Raw genomic sequence first — 15,887 nt, forward strand, 5'->3', positions numbered from 1 at the left:
CGATGAGCGCGCCGCCGCGCCTGCGACTGCGAAGGATCCGCCGTCATCTCATTGCCGCCTGCGCGGTGGGCCTGGTCGGGCTGGCACTGCTGGTGGGCACCCTCAGCCAGCTGCTGCCGCTGGCCGAGCGCCACCCCGACAGGATTGCGGCCTGGCTGAGCGAACGTGCCGGCCAGCCGGTGCGTTTCGACCAGCTGCAGACGGCCTGGACCCGTCGTGGCCCGTTGCTGCAGCTCAAAGGCCTGCATATCGGCGCGGGCCGCGGCCTGGCCATTGGCGAGGCCGAGGTGCTGGTATCGATGTACAGCGGCCTGTTGCCTGGCCGTTCGCTGACCGAGTTGCGCCTGCGTGGGCTGGCGCTGGATCTGCAGCAGGATGCAAGCGGTCGCTGGTCGGTGCGTGGGCTGCCACAGTCCGCCGACGGTGGAGATCCGCTGGATGCGCTGCGCCGGCTGGGCGAGCTGCAGGTGATCGGGGGGCGCCTGGGCGTGCGCTCGCCGACGTTGGGCATCGACACCACGCTGCCGCGCATCGACCTGCGCCTGCGGGTCAATGGCGATCGCCTGCGCGTGGGCGTGCGCGCCTGGGCCCAGGCCGAAGCGCTGCCATTGACTGCGGTGCTGGATGTGGACCGCACGCGTGGCAACGGCGAGGCCTGGCTGGGCGCCGATCCGGTCGATTTCCATGCCTGGTCTCCGCTGTTGGCGGCCGGCGGTGTGCGCCTGCGCGAGGGCAAGGGCGAACTCAACCTGTGGTTGACCCTGCGCGATTTCGTGCCGGTGGCGGTGACCACGGATTCGGACCTGCGCGACGTGCGCATCGATGGCGCACCGATACCCGGCATGGCGGCGCCGCAGCTGCAGCTGCAGCGACTGCAGGCCCGCCTGCGCTGGCAGCGCCAGGCCGAGGGCTGGGCGCTGCAGGTACCGCGGCTGCGGCTGAAGAATGAAGACGGCGAGCAGCGCCTCGATGGCCTGCAGCTGCAGGTCGGCAAACAGCTGCGGGTGCGTTCCGGTGAAGTGCAGGCCGGCATCGCGCTGCGTGCGCTGGCCCTGAGCGATCGCCTTGAGCCGGGCCTGCGTCGCTGGCTGTTCCTGTCCAGGCCACAGCTGGACGTGCGCGCGTTGCAGCTGGCCGGCGAACGCGATGGCCCATTGTGGGCGCAGGGTGAACTGCAGTCGCTGGGCTTTGCAAGCGTCGGCAATTCACCGGGGCTGCGCGGCCTTGGCGGGCGTTTCGAAGGCGATGCCAACGGCTTCAGCCTGCAGCTGCAGCCGCAACGGCAGCTGCAGTTCGATTGGCCCACCGGCTTCGGCGTGCGCCACGACCTGCAGCTGGCCGGGCAGATCGTGGGCTGGCGCGACGAGGGCGGTGGTTGGCGGATCGGGACGCCGGCGATGCGTGTGGAAGGTACCGACTATGCGGCCGACGTGCGCGGCGGTGTGTGGTTCCAGGGCGACGGTACGCGGCCGTGGCTGCAGCTGGCCGCCAAGCTGGACGACGTGCCGATGACGGCGGCCAAGCGCTTCTGGATCCACTCCAAGATGAGCAAGGGCGCCACCGACTGGCTGGACATGGCACTGGCCGGCGGCCAGGTACGTGGCGGCGTCGGCCTGGTCACCGGTGACCTGGACGACTGGCCGTTCGACAACAACGATGGCCGCTTCGAGGCCACCGGCCACATCACCAATGGCGACATCCGCTTCCAGCATGATTGGCCGCTGATGAGCCAGGTCGATGCCGATATCGCCTTCATCGGCCCCGGCTTCGACATGCATGGGCGCGGCGACCTGGCCGGCGTGGCGGTGCAGAAGTTCGAGGCGGGCATCCAGGATTTCGGGCAGCAGCCACTGTACGTGCGCGCCGATGCACAGAGCGAGGCCGGCAGACTGCTGGCCATGCTGCGGCAGAGCCCGCTGCACAAGGACTATGGCGATACCCTGGACAACCTCACCGCAGCGGGCCCGGCGCATGTGACCTTCGATCTGCTGCAACCGCTGCACCACGATGAAGGCGGTGGCCATCTGCAGGGGACGGTTGACCTGGCCGGCGTGAAGCTGGTCGACAAGCGTTTCCAGCTCGCCTTCGACAACATGCACGGGCAGGCGCGCTACAGCAATGGCGGTTTCGATGCCGAGGAACTGTCGGTGCGCCACCTCGGCCAGGACGGCCGCCTGAGCCTGCGTGCTGGTGGCTACGTGCACGACAGCAGACTGGCCTTCGAATCGAAGCTGTCGGCCACGCTTGACGCCGGCGTGCTGATCGACCGCGCACCGGAGATGGCCTGGCTCAAGCCCTACATCACCGGGACCTCGCCGTGGACCATCGCGGTCAACCTGCCCAAGGTGGCGCCAGGTGCTCCTGCGCCGCCCAGCGAGCTGCGCTTGAGCTCCGATCTGGTCGGCACCCGGCTGGATCTGCCGGCGCCGCTGGACAAACCGGCTGCCGAGCCGCTGGCGACCACCGTGGCCGCACAGCTGCCGATGGCTGCCGGCCGCATCGATGTGGCGTACGGCCAGCGCCTGGCGCTGGCCGCGCGCAGCCACAACAACCAGACCGGCGTGCAGGTGACGCTGGGCAGCGACCATGTCGATCGCGAGCCGCCGCCCAGCGGATTGACCGTCAACGGCCGCAGCCCGACCTTGGACGCATTGGAGTGGATCGGCCTGGCGCGGGGCGGCAGCGATGACAACACGATGCCGCTGCGTGCGGTGGACGTGCAGGTCGGTCAATTGAAGCTGATCGGTGGCGTTTTCGAGCAGACCCGGTTGCAGCTGCATCCGGGCGCGCAGGCGCTGGACGTGCGCCTGGCGGGCCCGTCGCTGGCCGGGCGCCTGACTGTCCCCAATGCTGACGGCGGCACCATCAGCGGCCAGCTCGACCGTGTGCACTGGCAATCGCTGCCGGCAGCTCCGGATGCACCGGCCGCACCGGCCCGGGTCCAGGCCGGCGCCAACGATATGGACCCGGCCAAGCTGCCGCCGTTCGCGCTGGACATCGCCGACCTCAAGTTCGGCAAGGTGGTGCTGGGCCAGGCGGTGCTGCGCACACGACCGTTGGCCAATGGCCTGAACGTGGACGAGCTGCGCTTCCGCGCGCCGGACCAGGAGATCGACATCAGCGGTCGCTGGCTGGGCCGTGCCGGCGGAGCCCGCACCGAGCTGACCGCCCAGGTGCGCAGCGAGGATCTGGGCGGACTGATGCAGAACCTGGACTACGGCGGCCAGCTGCGTGGTGGCTCCGGCCAGGCCCAGCTGCAGGCCACCTGGAGCGGGGGGCCGTCGGACTTCCAGCTGGGCAACCTGCAGGGCCGCCTGGACCTGCACGCACGCAACGGCCAGCTGCTGGAGCTGGAGCCGGGTGCTGGCCGCGTGCTGGGCCTGCTCAGCGTGACCCAGCTGCCGCGGCGCCTGATGTTCGACTTCCGCGACTTCTTCTCCAAGGGCTTCGCGTTCAACCAGATCGACGGCAGCATGCAGTTCGGCCAGGGCATGGCGCGCACCGACAAGGTGCTGATCGAAGGCCCGGCAGCCAACATCACCATCCGCGGCCAGGCCGACCTGCGCAACCAGCAGTTCGACCAGACCATCGACGTCAACCCGCGTGCCGGCAATCTGCTGACCGTGGTGGGGGCAGTGGCCGGTGGCCCGGTGGGAGCGGCGTTGGGCGCGGCCACCAATGCGGTATTGTCCAAGCCGTTGGGCGAGATTGGCGCCCGTACCTACAAGGTGACCGGTCCATGGAAGGAGCCCAAGGTGGAAGTGATCGAACGCAGCCGCGACAAGGCTCCACCACCCGCGCCGGCACCGGCGCCGGCCATTCCACCGACCGTCACCGGCCTGCCGCGCCCGCGGTGAGCGCGGCCTTCCTGTTCACGGGGCTTGCCTGAGCGCCCCCGCATCCCCAGATCGAGAACCATGACTGACATCGCCCTGACGCTTGCCCAAGACCGCCTGCTGCGCCCCGGCGGCCTGGATACCGCTGGCCTGGAGCGCACCTTCGGCCAGTTGCTTGGCCCCGGTGTGGACTTCGGTGATCTTTACTTCCAGCATGCCCGCCGCGAGAGCTGGAGCGTGGAAGACGGCATCGTCAAGGATGGCGCCCATTCCATCGAACAGGGCGTGGGCGTGCGGGCAATTTCCGGCGAAAAGACCGGCTTCGCCTATTCCGATGACATCCACGCCGACGCGCTGCTGGCGGCGGCGCAGTCGGCACGTGCGATCTCACGCGAAGGCGGTGCCCAATCCGGGCGATCGCTACTGCGTGGCAACGCGCGCGCGCTGTACCCGGCGCTGGACCCGATCGATGGTATCGGCAACGAGGCCAAGGTCGAGGTGCTCAAGCGCCTGGATGGCTACCTGCGTGCCGCCGATCCGCGCGTGAAGCAGGTGATGGTGAGCCTGTCCGGCGGCGTCGACACGGTGCTGATCGCACGCAGCGACGGTGTGCTGGGTGCTGATGTGCGGCCGCTGGTGCGCCTGAACGTACAGGTGATCGTCGAGCACCACGGTCGCCGCGAGTCCGGCTATGCAGGCGGCGGTGGCCGCTACGGGTATGAAGAACTGTTTGCGGACGGGCGCCCCGAGGCCTTCGCCCGCGAGGCGCTGCGCCAGGCGCTAGTGAACCTGGACGCCGTTCCGGCTCCGGCCGGGGTGATGCCGGTGGTGCTCGGTCCGGGCTGGCCGGGCGTGCTGCTGCATGAAGCGGTTGGCCACGGGTTGGAAGGCGACTTCAACCGCAAGGGCACCAGCGTCTACGCGGGCCGCATCGGTGAGCGCGTTGCCGCCCCGGGCGTGACCATCGTCGATGACGGCACGCTGGACGGACGCCGCGGTTCGTTGAACATCGACGACGAGGGCCATCCCAGCCAGTGCACCACGCTGATCGAGGACGGCATCCTGGTCGGCTACATGCAGGACAGCCTCAATGCGCGCCTGATGGGCGTGGCGCCTACCGGCAATGGCCGCCGCGAATCATTCGCGCACATGACCATGCCGCGCATGACCAACACCTACATGCGTGCCGGCCAGCACGACCCGCAGGAGATGATCCGTTCGGTGAAGAAGGGTCTGTACGCGGTCAACTTCGGCGGCGGCCAGGTCGACATCACCAGCGGCAAGTACGTGTTCTCGGCGACCGAGGCCTACCTGATCGAGGATGGCCGCGTCACCACGCCGGTGAAGGGCGCGACCCTGATCGGGAACGGTCCGGAAACCATGCAGAAGGTGCGCATGGTCGGCAATGACCTGGCCTTGGACGAGGGCGTGGGCGTCTGCGGCAAGGACGGGCAGAGCGTGCCCGTGGGTGTCGGCCAGCCCTCGCTGCTGATCGAGGGCATCACCGTCGGCGGTACCCAGGCCTGAGCCGGGCGATGGCCAGCGCCACCGCCCCGACCGGCGCGGACTCAGTCCTCGTCGGCTTCGTCGGTCTCGACGTGGCCGGCGTCTTCGTCGCCCGCCGTCTTCAGGCCCAGCGCGGCCGGCAGCATCAGGCCGCGCAGCACCTGGAAAATCTCACGGTAGGCGCGCGGCGGCTTGTTCCTGGCCTTTTCGGCCTGCGCGTTGCGCACCAGCGTGCGCAGCTGCTGGCGATCGGCCTGCGGATAATCGTCGAGAAGGGCCGCCAGTGCCTTGTCACCCTCGGCCAGCAGGCGGTCGCGCCAGCCCTCAACGCGATGCATCATTGCCACTTCGCGGCGGCCGGTCTCGCTGTTGGCGTCCAGCGCGTCGCGGATCGCATCCAGCGTGGCCTCTTCTTCGCGCCGCATGTGCTTGGCCAGGAACGCCAGCTGGCGCTTGTGGGCGATGTGGGCGGTGATGCGCTTGCACTCGGCGATATGCGGCAGCAGGTCTTCCGGGATCGGCAGGCGCGCCAGCTGGGCCGGGGTCAACGACACCAGCTTCTCGCCCAGGGCCAGGACGTCGAGCGCGTCGCGCCGGTTCTGGCTGCGGCTCTTGTCGTGGAATTCACCGGTTTCTTCGTCGCGTCCGCGCATCGTCCATACCTGATTTCAAAAAAGTCGCCCGGCGTGATGCCGGGCCCAACCCGTACAGGATAAAGCATTGAACGTGATCGCCCCTGAAGTGGCCGTCGGCGACGACAGCGCGGCCCGGCTGGAACGGCTGGCCGACCTCTCCCAGCAGCTGCTCGACCGTGCCCGCGCGCTGGGCGCCAGCCAGGCCGAGGTCAGCTGCAGCGAGGATCGTGGCCTGGAGGTCAATGTCCGCCTTGGCGAGGTTGAGACCGTGCAGTCCACCCGTGACCGCGGTATCGCCGTCACCGTCTATTTCGGGCAACGCAAGGGCAGTGCCAGCACTGGCGACCTGAACGAGGCCAGCCTTGCCGCCACGGTCGAACAGGCCTGTGCGATCGCCCGGCATACCGAAGATGACCCGGCTGCCGGCTTGGCCGAGGCCGCGTTGATGGCCACCGACTTCCCGGATCTGGATGCCTGGCACCCGTGGGCGCTGCAGGCCGACGAGGCGGTGGACCTGGCCCTGGCCTGTGAGAACGCAGGCCGCGAGGCCGATGCGCAGATCCGCAATTCCGACGGCGCTTCGGTGTCAAGCATGCAGAGCCTGTCGGTCTATGCCAATTCGCATGGTTTCATCGGCCGTGAGCGCGGCACCCATCATTCGGTGGGCTGTGCGCTGATTGCCGGCCAGGGCGATGGCATGCAGCGCGATGGCTGGTACACCAGTGCGCTGGCCCGCGAGGATCTGGAGGAGGTGGGCCTGGTCGGTCGTCGTGCTGCCGAGCGCACCGTCGCCCGCCTGCAGCCTCGCTCGATGGCCACCGGCAGCATGCCGGTGTTGTTCGCCCCGGAAGTGGCGCGCAGCCTGGTCGGCCACCTGTTGTCGGCGGTGTCCGGCGGTGCCCTGTACCGCCAGGCCAGCTTCCTGCTGGACAGCGTCGGCCTGCAGTTGTTCCCCGGCTGGATGCAGATCGAGGAACTGCCTCACCTGCGCCGTGGCCTGCGTTCGGCCGCCTTCGATGGCGATGGCGTGGCCACCCGAGCTTCGGCGCTGGTCCGTGACGGCGTCCTGCAGCGCTACGTGCTGGGCAGCTACTCGGCACGCAAGCTGGGCCTGCAGACCACCGCCAATGCCGGTGGCGTGCACAACCTGCAGTTGGCCGCCAATGCTGGCGCGCTGCAGGACATCGCCCGGCAGATGGGCAATGGCCTGCTGGTGACCGAGCTGATGGGGCAGGGCGTCAACGGGGTGACCGGCGACTATTCGCGGGGCGCCGGTGGCTTCCGGGTCGAGAATGGCGAGATCCAGTATCCGGTGGATGGCATCACCATCGCCGGCAACCTGCGCGAGATGTTCAGCAGCATCGAAGCGGTGGGCAGTGATGTTGACCCGCGCTCGCACATCCGCACCGGCTCGATCCTGGTGGGGCGGATGACCATTGCCGGTAATGATTGATGGCGTCGATGGCGTAAGCTATGCCCGCCTGACGCAGCCAGCTTGGTGCTGGTGGGTCAAGACCACCCAATGAAAAGGAGTTTTGTCGTGAGCGAATTCGATAACGTCCCGCCGCCGCCGGCGACCACCGAGGCCCCGGCCGACCAGCGCACGATGGCGCTGGCTGCGCACCTGCTGGGCATCTTCACCGGCTTCATCGGCGCGCTGATCATCTGGCTGATCAACAAGGATGATGCGGGCAAGGCCTTTGTGACCGACCAGGCCAAGGAAGCGCTGAACTTCCAGATCACCGTGGCCATCGCCATGGTCATCTGCATGATCCTGACCATCGTCGTCATCGGCGCGATCCTGATGCCGATCGTTGGTCTGGTCAGCCTGGTGTTCTGCATCATTGCCGCCGTCAAGGCCAACAACGGCGAGGCGTATCGCTACCCGTTCGCGCTGCGCCTGATCAAGTAAGTTCGTCCGCACGCGGATACATGCAACGCCCGGCATTGCCGGGCGTTGTTGTTTGGCGCTCGTGCCGGGCCAAGCGCGGTGAGCGCAGTGCGGCAGCGTCGCCGCCAGCAATCAGTGATTGCGCTCCACCGCCAGCGTTGCCAGCGCGCGCAGCGGATCGGCTTCCTCGCCATGGCCGGCCAGGGTTGCCTGCATGCGCGCTGCCAGTTCGCGCAGCTGTGCTTTGGCGCCGTCCATGCCCAGCAGCGCCGGGAAGGTGCTCTTTTCCTGTGCCTGGTCCTTGCCGGCGGTCTTGCCCAGTTGTTCAGAACTGGCTTCCACATCCAGGATGTCATCGCGGACCTGGAAGGCCAGGCCGAGTGCATCGGCGAAACTGTCGAGCTGGGCCAGCTGCGGTTCGTGGGCCTGGCCGCACAGCGCACCCATGCGCACCGCCGCGCGGATCAGTGCGCCGGTCTTCAGTGCATGCATGCGGGTCAGTGCCGCCAGGGTCTGTTGCTGGCCGGTGGCATCGATGTCCAGCGCCTGGCCGCCGCACATGCCGGAGGCACCGGACGCGTGGGCCAGGGTCTGCAGGCAGGCCACGCGCAGCGTGGCCGTCAGCGGCGCATCGGCCAGCAGGCCAAAGGCACGGGTCTGCAGGGCGTCACCGGCGAGGATGGCGGTAGCTTCGTCGAAGGCGATGTGGGTGGTCGGCTTGCCGCGGCGCAGGGCATCGTCGTCCATCGCCGGCAGGTCGTCATGCACCAGCGAATAGGCGTGGATGAGCTCGACGGACATCGCGGCCGCGTCCAGGTGCTCCAGTTGCGCGCCGAACAGGTGGCCACTGGCGTACACCAGCAGCGGCCGCATGCGCTTGCCGCCACCCAGCACCGAGTAGCGCATCGCCTGGTGCAGGCGTTGCGGGGCCTCGGCGGGCGAGGGCAGGGCGGCGTCGAGCTGGCTCTCGATGCGGTCGCGCCAGCGCGCGAACAGGGCTTCAGCCGTCATGGCTGGGCGGATCGAACGGCTCGGATGCTTCCGGCTGCGCCGGATCGCTGAGCAGGCGCACGCGCAGTTCGGCCTGTTCCAGCGCCTGCTGGCACTGGCGATACAGACCGACGCCACGTTCGTAAGCACTGAGCGAGGCTTCCAGGCTCAGCTCGCCGGTTTCCATCTGCTCCACCAGCTGTTCCAGCGATTCAAGCGACTGCTCGAACTGGGCGACCGGGGAGGCGTTTTCGGGGGACTTCTTGGCCATGCGGCAAGTGTGGACGGGCCGCGCGCGGGGGTCAATTCACCAGCCGCCGGGATGCCAACGCAGCTGTGCCCCGTTCGCCTGCAACCAGGCCTGCAGGGGCGCGGCGATGACCACGTCGGCGGCGGCCAGCAACTGCGGGCCATCGAAGATCAACGGCAGCTGCGCGCGGCGCCACGGGGCAAGACGCTCACGTTGCAGGCAGTCCTTCAGCGCGTGCGAATGCGGGCGACCGGGTAGCAGGATGCGCTCACCGCCCGCGCGCGCACGTACCTGCAATGGGCGTTCGAAGGCCGGGGCGCCCTGCAGGCGCAGTTGTCCGCCATCGGGCAGCGCCAATGGCGCGCGTCCGTCCCATTCGGCCTGCCACGCGGGGGGGAGCGCAGGTAGCCGGGCTGGCAGCAGGTAGGCATGGTCGCGCCATTGCTGGATCGCGTGATCGTGCCAGCGCACACGTGCCTGGCGATCGTTGCCGGCCGGCAGCAGTTCGTCCAGCGCCTGTTTCAGCACCGTGGCCGGCAACGGTGCTGCAGCATGGCCCAGCACCCAGGCGCGCAGCACGCGTGCGGCGCGGCCCGGCGACACTTGGCGCAGAAGTTCCAATGACAGCACGCGCGGTGCCACTTCCAGATGCGCGATCAGCTCGGCGTCTTCCTCGTCCAGCAGTTCGCGGGTCTGCCGGCAATGCGTCGCGCTGCCGGCCAATGCCGACGCCGCGTGCGGCCAGCGCTGGCGCAGCAACGGCAACACCTGCAGGCGCAGGAAGTTGCGATCGGCGTGGTCTTCCGCGTTGCTGGGGTCTTCGATCCATTGAAGCGCGTGCTGCCGGGCGTAGTGGAGCAGTGCGTCGCGCGACGTCGACAGCAGTGGTCGCCACAGGGGATGTTCGCCAAGATGGCTGTGTGCAGACATCGCTGCAAGGCCGTCGACGCCTGAACCGCGCAGCGCGCGCAGCAGGAAGGTCTCGGCCTGGTCGTCCTGGTGCTGCGCAAGTGCCAGCGTTTCGCCGTCGCGCAGCTCGGCCGCGAACGCCGCACGCCGGGCATGCCGCGCTGCGCCCTCAAGGCCGAGGCCTGCGCGGTTGTCGATCTGCACGCGATGCACGGCCAGTTCGATGCCCAGTGCTGCGCATTGCTGCTGGCAATGCAGCACCCAGTCATCGGCGGCCGGTTGCAGGCCATGGTGCACGTGCACCGCACGCAGTGCCGTGCCGGAAAGCTGAGCGCAGCGCCACAGCCAGTGCAGCAGCACGGTCGAGTCGACACCGCCGCTGTAGCCCACCAGCAGCGGCACATCCAGCGGAACGAGGGCAGGGAAGGCGGTCACGGCGGCAAGTATAGGGTTGCTCGGCAGGGCTGCGCCCTGCACCCGCTACGATCCAGAGCAACAGCAACAGCAACAGCAGAAGCTGGCCTCCTGAGGGGAGGCGGGGCAGGTCCGGTTGCGGGGGCCGCTGCAAGTACGTCCATGTAAGCTCGGTCGCCGCTTGCACGTGTGCGCAGTCCTGCGCACACGGCAAGACCGGGGTTGGGCGTCCTGCCCAACCCGCCCGAGGCATGCCTCGGGCCCATGCGGCTCACGCCCCCGCAACCGGACCCACCCCGCCTTCGACAGATTGCCGCGATCTGTCGGAACGGCGTCTTGCACCGCGTTGGTAGGTGTCGACCTTGGTAGACACAGTAGATCCACGCCATGCGTGGATGACTCATTCGATATCTGACAGATGTGTCGACCAAGGTCGACACCTACCAACAGCCGCCGGAAAACTGTCGAAGGCTGGGCACTGTGGGTTTGCGGGGTGTGAGCCGCATGGATGCGGCGACCAAGGCTACATGGACGTACTCGCGCCGTCCCCGCACACCCACAGTGCCCCGCCATCCCACGGAATGCACGCTGTTGCTGTTGCTTCCGGCCGTTGCCGTTGCCGTTGCGTCTGCAGGTGCAGGGCGCAGCCCTGCCGAAAACCTACTTCACCCGACGGCCCGAACGGTCGATGCGGAACCACTCTCCGCCTTCCATCGGCGTGTGGCCATCGGCATCCGGCGTACCACGACGGCAACCATTGCAGACCTCGGCGACGCCGTCCTGGAACGGCCATGCGAAATCGAACGTGCCGGGTACCACCTGGCGGAACGTCAGGTCGAAGTAACCCACGCGGTTGCCTACGCGGCCGCGCAACAGGCCTTCCTGCGGCGTCTCCGGGCCGTTGTCCCAGGTCAGCACCGGCAGGCTGCGGCCCTTGCGGTCGACGTAGTGGAAACCCTGGTCGGCGTACACCACCGCCAGACCGTGGTCGTCGTAGTTCAGGCCCTTCAACGTCTCGGTACTGATCTTCGGCCGGTGATCGATCACCTCGCAGTTGGGCAGCGGCCACAACCCGTGTTCGTCGGTCAGCAGCTTGCATGCCGGTGCCTGTGCCGCTGCAGTGGCGCTGACCAGCATGCCAAGCAGGGCCAGCGACCGCGCGAAGCAGCCGCTGGCAGCGTCAGGGCGGGCCTGCCGTGCGATCACTTGGCCTCGGCCTTGCGCTCGAACGCGGTCGGTGCCGGCAGCTGCACCGGCACGCCCTTGTCATCGCAGGTGCCGGCCTGGCACAGGCGCTCGCGCAGGGCCGGGGTGGCCTGCACGATCATGTGATAGATCGCGTTCTGTTCCAGCGTGCCGCGGATCGCCTTGCTGCCCGGGCCGCGTGCCCAGATGCCGACGTCCTCGCCACCGTGCGATTCGGACTTCATCGGCACCAGCGCTTCCTGCATGTAGTCCGGATGCTCGGTGTCGACTTCGCGCAGGTTCGGGCGGCCGTCGGCCGGTTCGAAGCTGCTCGGGTTGTGCGGATAGCGCTTCGGGCCGGCCGGTTGCTGGTTGCTGCTGCCGGTGTGGCCCGGGCCATTGGCGTAGCTCAGCGTGGTGTACGGCTGGCCGGTGCCGTCCAGTGCGTAGTCCAGCTTGCCGGCGCCATCTTCGCCGCCCTTGTCCTTCACCTTGCCCAGGATCGGGTTGCCGCGCGCCGGGTAGCCGACGAAGTTCAGCGTGTGCGAGTGGTCGGCGGTAACGATGATCAGGGTGTCGTCGGCCGAGGTCAGCTCGCTGGCCACGCGCACCGCATCGGACAGCGCCACGGTTTCGGTCAGTGCACGGTAGGCGTTGCCGCTGTGGTTGGCGTGGTCGATGCGTGCGCCTTCGATCATCAGCACGTAGCCTTCCGGGTGCCTCGACAGATTCTTGATCGCCGCTGCGGTCAGTTCGGCCAGGCTCGGCTCACCGCCCGGATCCTGCGGGCGCTCGTACTCGTAGCGCATGTGGTCCGGTTCAAACAGGCCGAGGATCGCCGGTGCGTTGGCGGCGGCGGCCAGCTGCTTGCTGTTCCACACGTAGGCGCCGTGCGGATGGGCCTGCTGCCATTCCTGCACCAGGCTGCGCCCATCCAGTCGCTGGCCGACCTTGTCGTCGTACTCCGGGTCGCGCTCTTCCACGGTGGTGAATTCCCCGCGCCCGCCGCCGAGGGCGACCAGCGGGCCGCGCCCGTAGCGCGAAGTCGACAGCAGCTGCTGGGCGATGTCCTTGCAGCCGGCCGCCTTCGCCGCTTCAGTCAGGTCGGTATCGTTTTCCCAGTTGCGCTCGGGCGAGTGCGCGTAGGTCGCGGCCGGGGTGGCATGGGTCAGGCGCGCGGTGGACACCACGCCGGTGGCCAGGCCGGCGCTGTCGGCCAGCTGAAGCCAGGTCAGCAGGCCCTTGGACAGGCTGTCGGCACAGTCGGTGCGGCTGCCGGCGCTGACGCCGATCGCACCCATGTGGGTCTTCACACCGGTGGTGATGGCGGTCATGGTGCCGGCCGAATCCGGGGTCTGCGAATCGGTGTTGTAGGTCTTGCTGAACGCCGTGGCCGGGAAGCGCTCCCAGGACAGCAGGTTCTCTTCACCGGAGCCACCCTTGCGCTGGCCCTCGTAGATGCGCGAGGCGGCCACGGTGGTCAGGCTCATGCCGTCGCCGAGGAACAGGATGACGTTCTTGGCCTTGCCGGACATCGCGCCGTTGGCGGCGGCCTGGGCAGCGCCGCTGCGGTACCACCACTGCGGGGTTTCGCCGGCCGGGTGGGCGACGGGATCGACGGCGACCTTCAGGCCGGCCGGGGCAGAGGCGGGGGTGGTGCTGGCGCAGGCGCCCAGCAGCAGGGTGGTGGCGCAGGCGGCCAACAGGGAGACGGAACGGCGCATGGACGCTGGGATCTCACAAACTGTAACGGGACATTCATTATGCCCGCCCCAGCAAGGCACGCCGATGACACACTGATTTGCCGGCCCGGCGGTCGTTCCGCAGGCCGCTTTGGACTATCGTGCCAGCATCCCTTCCTTCCCTCTGGATTGCCTATGAAGCTGGTCTCTGCCTGGCTGCGGATTCCATTCTGGCAGCGCGTGGTCGGTGGCTTCGTGCTCGGTGCGCTGGCCGGCTGGGCGCTTGGCCCGGCCGCAGAAACGTGGTTTGGCCCGCTGGGTGAGCTGTATGTCACCCTGATCAAGATGATCGCCGTGCCGCTGGTGTTCTTCGCGGTCATCAACGCTATCTCATCGCTGCACGGGCAGAAGTCGGTCGCCGCGCTCAGTGGCCGCACCTTCCTGTGGTTCGTGATCACCGCCGCGTTGGCGGTATGCGTCGGCCTGGGCGTGGGTACCGTGCTGCAGCCCGGCGCCGGTGGCCTGCAGCTGACCATGGCCAGCAACTACGTGCCGCGCGAGGTCCCCAGCGTGGTGCAGGTGCTGCTGGACGTGGTGCCGGCCAATGTCTTCTACGCGCTGTCCGGTATCGGCACCAAGGTCAACGCGGCCGGCGAAACTGTGCTGGCCGCCGGCCGTGGCTCGATCCTGCCAGTCATCTTCTTCGCTGGCCTGGTCGGCTTCGCCATCGTCAAGCTCGGCGAGAAGGTGACCGAGGCGCGCAAGCTGGTCGGCCAGATGAGCGACATCATGATCCAGGTGACCCGCTTCGTGCTGGAAGTCACCCCGATCGGCACCTTTGGCCTGATCGCCGGTCTGGTCGGCAGCTACGGGTTCGAGAAGCTGCTGCCGCTGGGGCATTTCGTGCTGGCGCTGTACGTGGCCTGCGCCCTGCACATCGTGGTGGTCTACAGCGCACTGCTGCTGGCGCACGGACTGAACCCGCTGAAGTTCTTCCGTGGTGCGGCGCCGGGCATGCAGGTTGCGTTCGTCAGCTCGTCCAGCTTCGCGGCGATGCCGGTGGCACTGCGTTCGATCACCCACAACCTGGGCGTGAACAAGGATTACGGTTCGTTTGCGGTGCCGCTGGGCGCCAGCATCAAGATGGACGGCTGCGGCGCGATCTACCCGGCGCTGTGCGCGGTGTTCATCGCGCAGTACAGCGGTGTGCCGCTGACTCCGGAGCAGTACGTGGTGGTGCTGATCGCCTCGGTGCTGGGCAGCTTCGGTACCGCCGGCGTGCCGGGTACTGCGGTGATCATGGCCACGGTGGTGCTGAGTGCGGCCAACCTGCCGCTGGAGACCATCGGCTACCTGTATGCCATTGATCGCATCCTGGACATGATGCGCACGATGACGAACGTGACGGGCCAGATGCTGGTACCGGTGATCGTGGCCAAGGAGACCGGGCTGCTTGACCAGGCGGTGTACGACAACCCGTCCAGCAACGTGGGCGTGGATGATCCCGACCCGACACCACCACGCGCCTGAGGTGGTGTGCTGAATTGAAAGGCCCGCCCTGACCGTCGGGCCTTTTGTTTGGGGATGGCCGAGGCGGTGTCGGCCAAGGCGGCCTCCGCTTGATCCACACCATGCATGGATGGAGCCGGTGGCGACCAAGGTCGGCAGCCACCCACCATTACGGGCCCAACAAAAAAGCCGCTGCAGGGCAGCGGCTTCTCGCATCAGGCGGCGCTGTAGCGCCAGCGGGTCAGAGATCCACCCGGCGGGCCTGCATGAACTTGTTGCCCCAGTAGCCACTGAGCAGGGTGTCCACGCGCACATCCTTGCCCGAGCTGGGGGCGTGCAGGAAGCGGCCGTCGCCGACATAGATGCCGACGTGGTCGACGCGGCCCTTGCGGCCGAAGAAGACCAGGTCGCCCGCCGCCAGCGCGGTGCGGTCGTTGATCAGTTCGGCGTTGTCATCGTGCGCCATCTCGCGCGAGACGCGCGGCAACTCGATGCCCAGCGCCGAACGGAACACATAGCCGACCAAGCCGCTGCAGTCGAAACCGCTGTCCGGGTTGCTGCCACCCCAACGGTACGGGGTGCCCAGCAGGGTCATCGCGCGGCGCAGCAGCGACTGCACCTTGCCGTTGTCGGCGGCGGTGCCGACGACGCTGCCATTGGCGGCGCTGCTGGTGTCGTAGTTGGCGAGCAGGCGGCTGAGGTCACCGGCCACCACGGCCGAGCGATCCATCAGCGGAATGGTGTCGTTGGCGGCCAGGTGCGGCAGCAGGGCGGCCAGCGTGGCACTGGCGGCGGCATCGACGCGGCTGCGCTGCGGAGCGGCAGCCTCGGCCTTGGCGGCCGGTCGGGCGGTGCTCTCGGCCACCGGGGCCGGGGTCACATCGGAACGGTTTGGAGCAGTCTGCGACCAGGCCGGAAGGCTGGTCAGGCACAGTGCCAGGCCAAGCAACAGCGGGCGGGCACTACGTGAAGATACGGAAGTCTGGCCTTCGCTTTTCAGGTCGTCAGTCGTCACGCGTCGGTCACAGGAAAAAAACGATGGGGCATCATGCCCTGTAAAAGCGCGGATAAGTTAAAAAT

General features: G+C 68.2%; 12 protein-coding genes. 5 read left to right on the forward strand and 7 right to left on the reverse strand.

Annotated features, from left to right (window positions below):
• The first annotated feature begins 2 nt into the window (after positions 1–2).
• On the forward strand, positions 3–3,857 hold the full coding sequence (locus AC5P9W_RS06895; RefSeq protein ID WP_495218992.1) for a YhdP family protein: 3,855 nt from the start codon (positions 3–5) through the stop codon (positions 3,855–3,857).
• Between the two features lie 60 nt (positions 3,858–3,917).
• Positions 3,918–5,363, forward strand: a complete 1,446-nt coding sequence (gene tldD / locus AC5P9W_RS06900) for a metalloprotease TldD (protein ID WP_019662103.1) — start codon at positions 3,918–3,920, stop codon at positions 5,361–5,363.
• 41 nt (positions 5,364–5,404) lie between these two features.
• On the opposite strand, the gene yjgA is transcribed toward tldD, so the two are convergent.
• Positions 5,405–5,995 carry a ribosome biogenesis factor YjgA gene (gene yjgA, locus AC5P9W_RS06905; protein ID WP_021204304.1) on the reverse strand — a complete coding sequence of 197 codons (591 nt, stop codon included), beginning with the start codon at positions 5,993–5,995 and terminating at the stop codon, positions 5,405–5,407.
• A 67-nt stretch (positions 5,996–6,062) separates the two neighbouring features.
• On the opposite strand from yjgA, the gene pmbA reads away from it, so the two are divergent.
• The gene (pmbA, locus tag AC5P9W_RS06910; RefSeq protein ID WP_019662101.1) at positions 6,063–7,430 is read left to right on the forward strand and encodes a metalloprotease PmbA; all 1,368 of its coding nucleotides are present in this window, start codon (positions 6,063–6,065) and stop codon (positions 7,428–7,430) included.
• Positions 7,431–7,517: 87 nt separating this feature from the next.
• Complete coding sequence (locus tag AC5P9W_RS06915; RefSeq protein WP_019662100.1) at positions 7,518–7,889, forward strand: DUF4870 domain-containing protein; 372 nt, start codon at positions 7,518–7,520, stop codon at positions 7,887–7,889.
• A 111-nt stretch (positions 7,890–8,000) separates the two neighbouring features.
• Here the strand turns inward: AC5P9W_RS06915 and AC5P9W_RS06920 are convergent, their stop codons facing one another.
• The 5 genes from AC5P9W_RS06920 to AC5P9W_RS06940 all read right to left on the reverse strand — a co-directional run bounded on the left by AC5P9W_RS06920 (position 8,001) and on the right by AC5P9W_RS06940 (position 13,340).
• The gene (locus AC5P9W_RS06920) at positions 8,001–8,879 is read right to left on the reverse strand and encodes a polyprenyl synthetase family protein (RefSeq protein WP_058982172.1); all 879 of its coding nucleotides are present in this window, start codon (positions 8,877–8,879) and stop codon (positions 8,001–8,003) included.
• Positions 8,869–9,129, reverse strand: coding sequence for an exodeoxyribonuclease VII small subunit (locus AC5P9W_RS06925; RefSeq protein ID WP_005410522.1), 261 nt, complete (start codon positions 9,127–9,129; stop codon positions 8,869–8,871). Before AC5P9W_RS06925 ends, AC5P9W_RS06920 begins: the two co-directional genes overlap by 11 nt.
• Before the next feature lie 36 nt (positions 9,130–9,165).
• Positions 9,166–10,452 (reverse strand): tRNA lysidine(34) synthetase TilS, encoded by a 1,287-nt coding sequence (gene tilS, locus AC5P9W_RS06930; protein ID WP_495218993.1) that lies wholly within the window; start codon positions 10,450–10,452, stop codon positions 9,166–9,168.
• 639 nt (positions 10,453–11,091) lie between these two features.
• Positions 11,092–11,637 carry a WG repeat-containing protein gene (locus AC5P9W_RS06935; RefSeq protein ID WP_021203387.1) on the reverse strand — a complete coding sequence of 182 codons (546 nt, stop codon included), beginning with the start codon at positions 11,635–11,637 and terminating at the stop codon, positions 11,092–11,094.
• Entirely contained in the window at positions 11,634–13,340 is a 1,707-nt protein-coding gene (locus tag AC5P9W_RS06940; RefSeq protein ID WP_111102212.1) for an alkaline phosphatase, read from the reverse strand. Before AC5P9W_RS06940 ends, AC5P9W_RS06935 begins: the two co-directional genes overlap by 4 nt.
• Before the next feature lie 153 nt (positions 13,341–13,493).
• On the opposite strand from AC5P9W_RS06940, the gene AC5P9W_RS06945 reads away from it, so the two are divergent.
• Positions 13,494–14,828, forward strand: a complete 1,335-nt coding sequence (locus tag AC5P9W_RS06945) for a dicarboxylate/amino acid:cation symporter (RefSeq protein WP_019660634.1) — start codon at positions 13,494–13,496, stop codon at positions 14,826–14,828.
• A gap of 220 nt (positions 14,829–15,048) precedes the next feature.
• Here the strand turns inward: AC5P9W_RS06945 and AC5P9W_RS06950 are convergent, their stop codons facing one another.
• Positions 15,049–15,822, reverse strand: coding sequence for a C40 family peptidase (locus tag AC5P9W_RS06950; RefSeq protein ID WP_005414115.1), 774 nt, complete (start codon positions 15,820–15,822; stop codon positions 15,049–15,051).
• Positions 15,823–15,887: the final 65 nt, after the last annotated feature.

Source organism: Stenotrophomonas sp. YJH_SMC_33 (assembly GCF_059372295.1).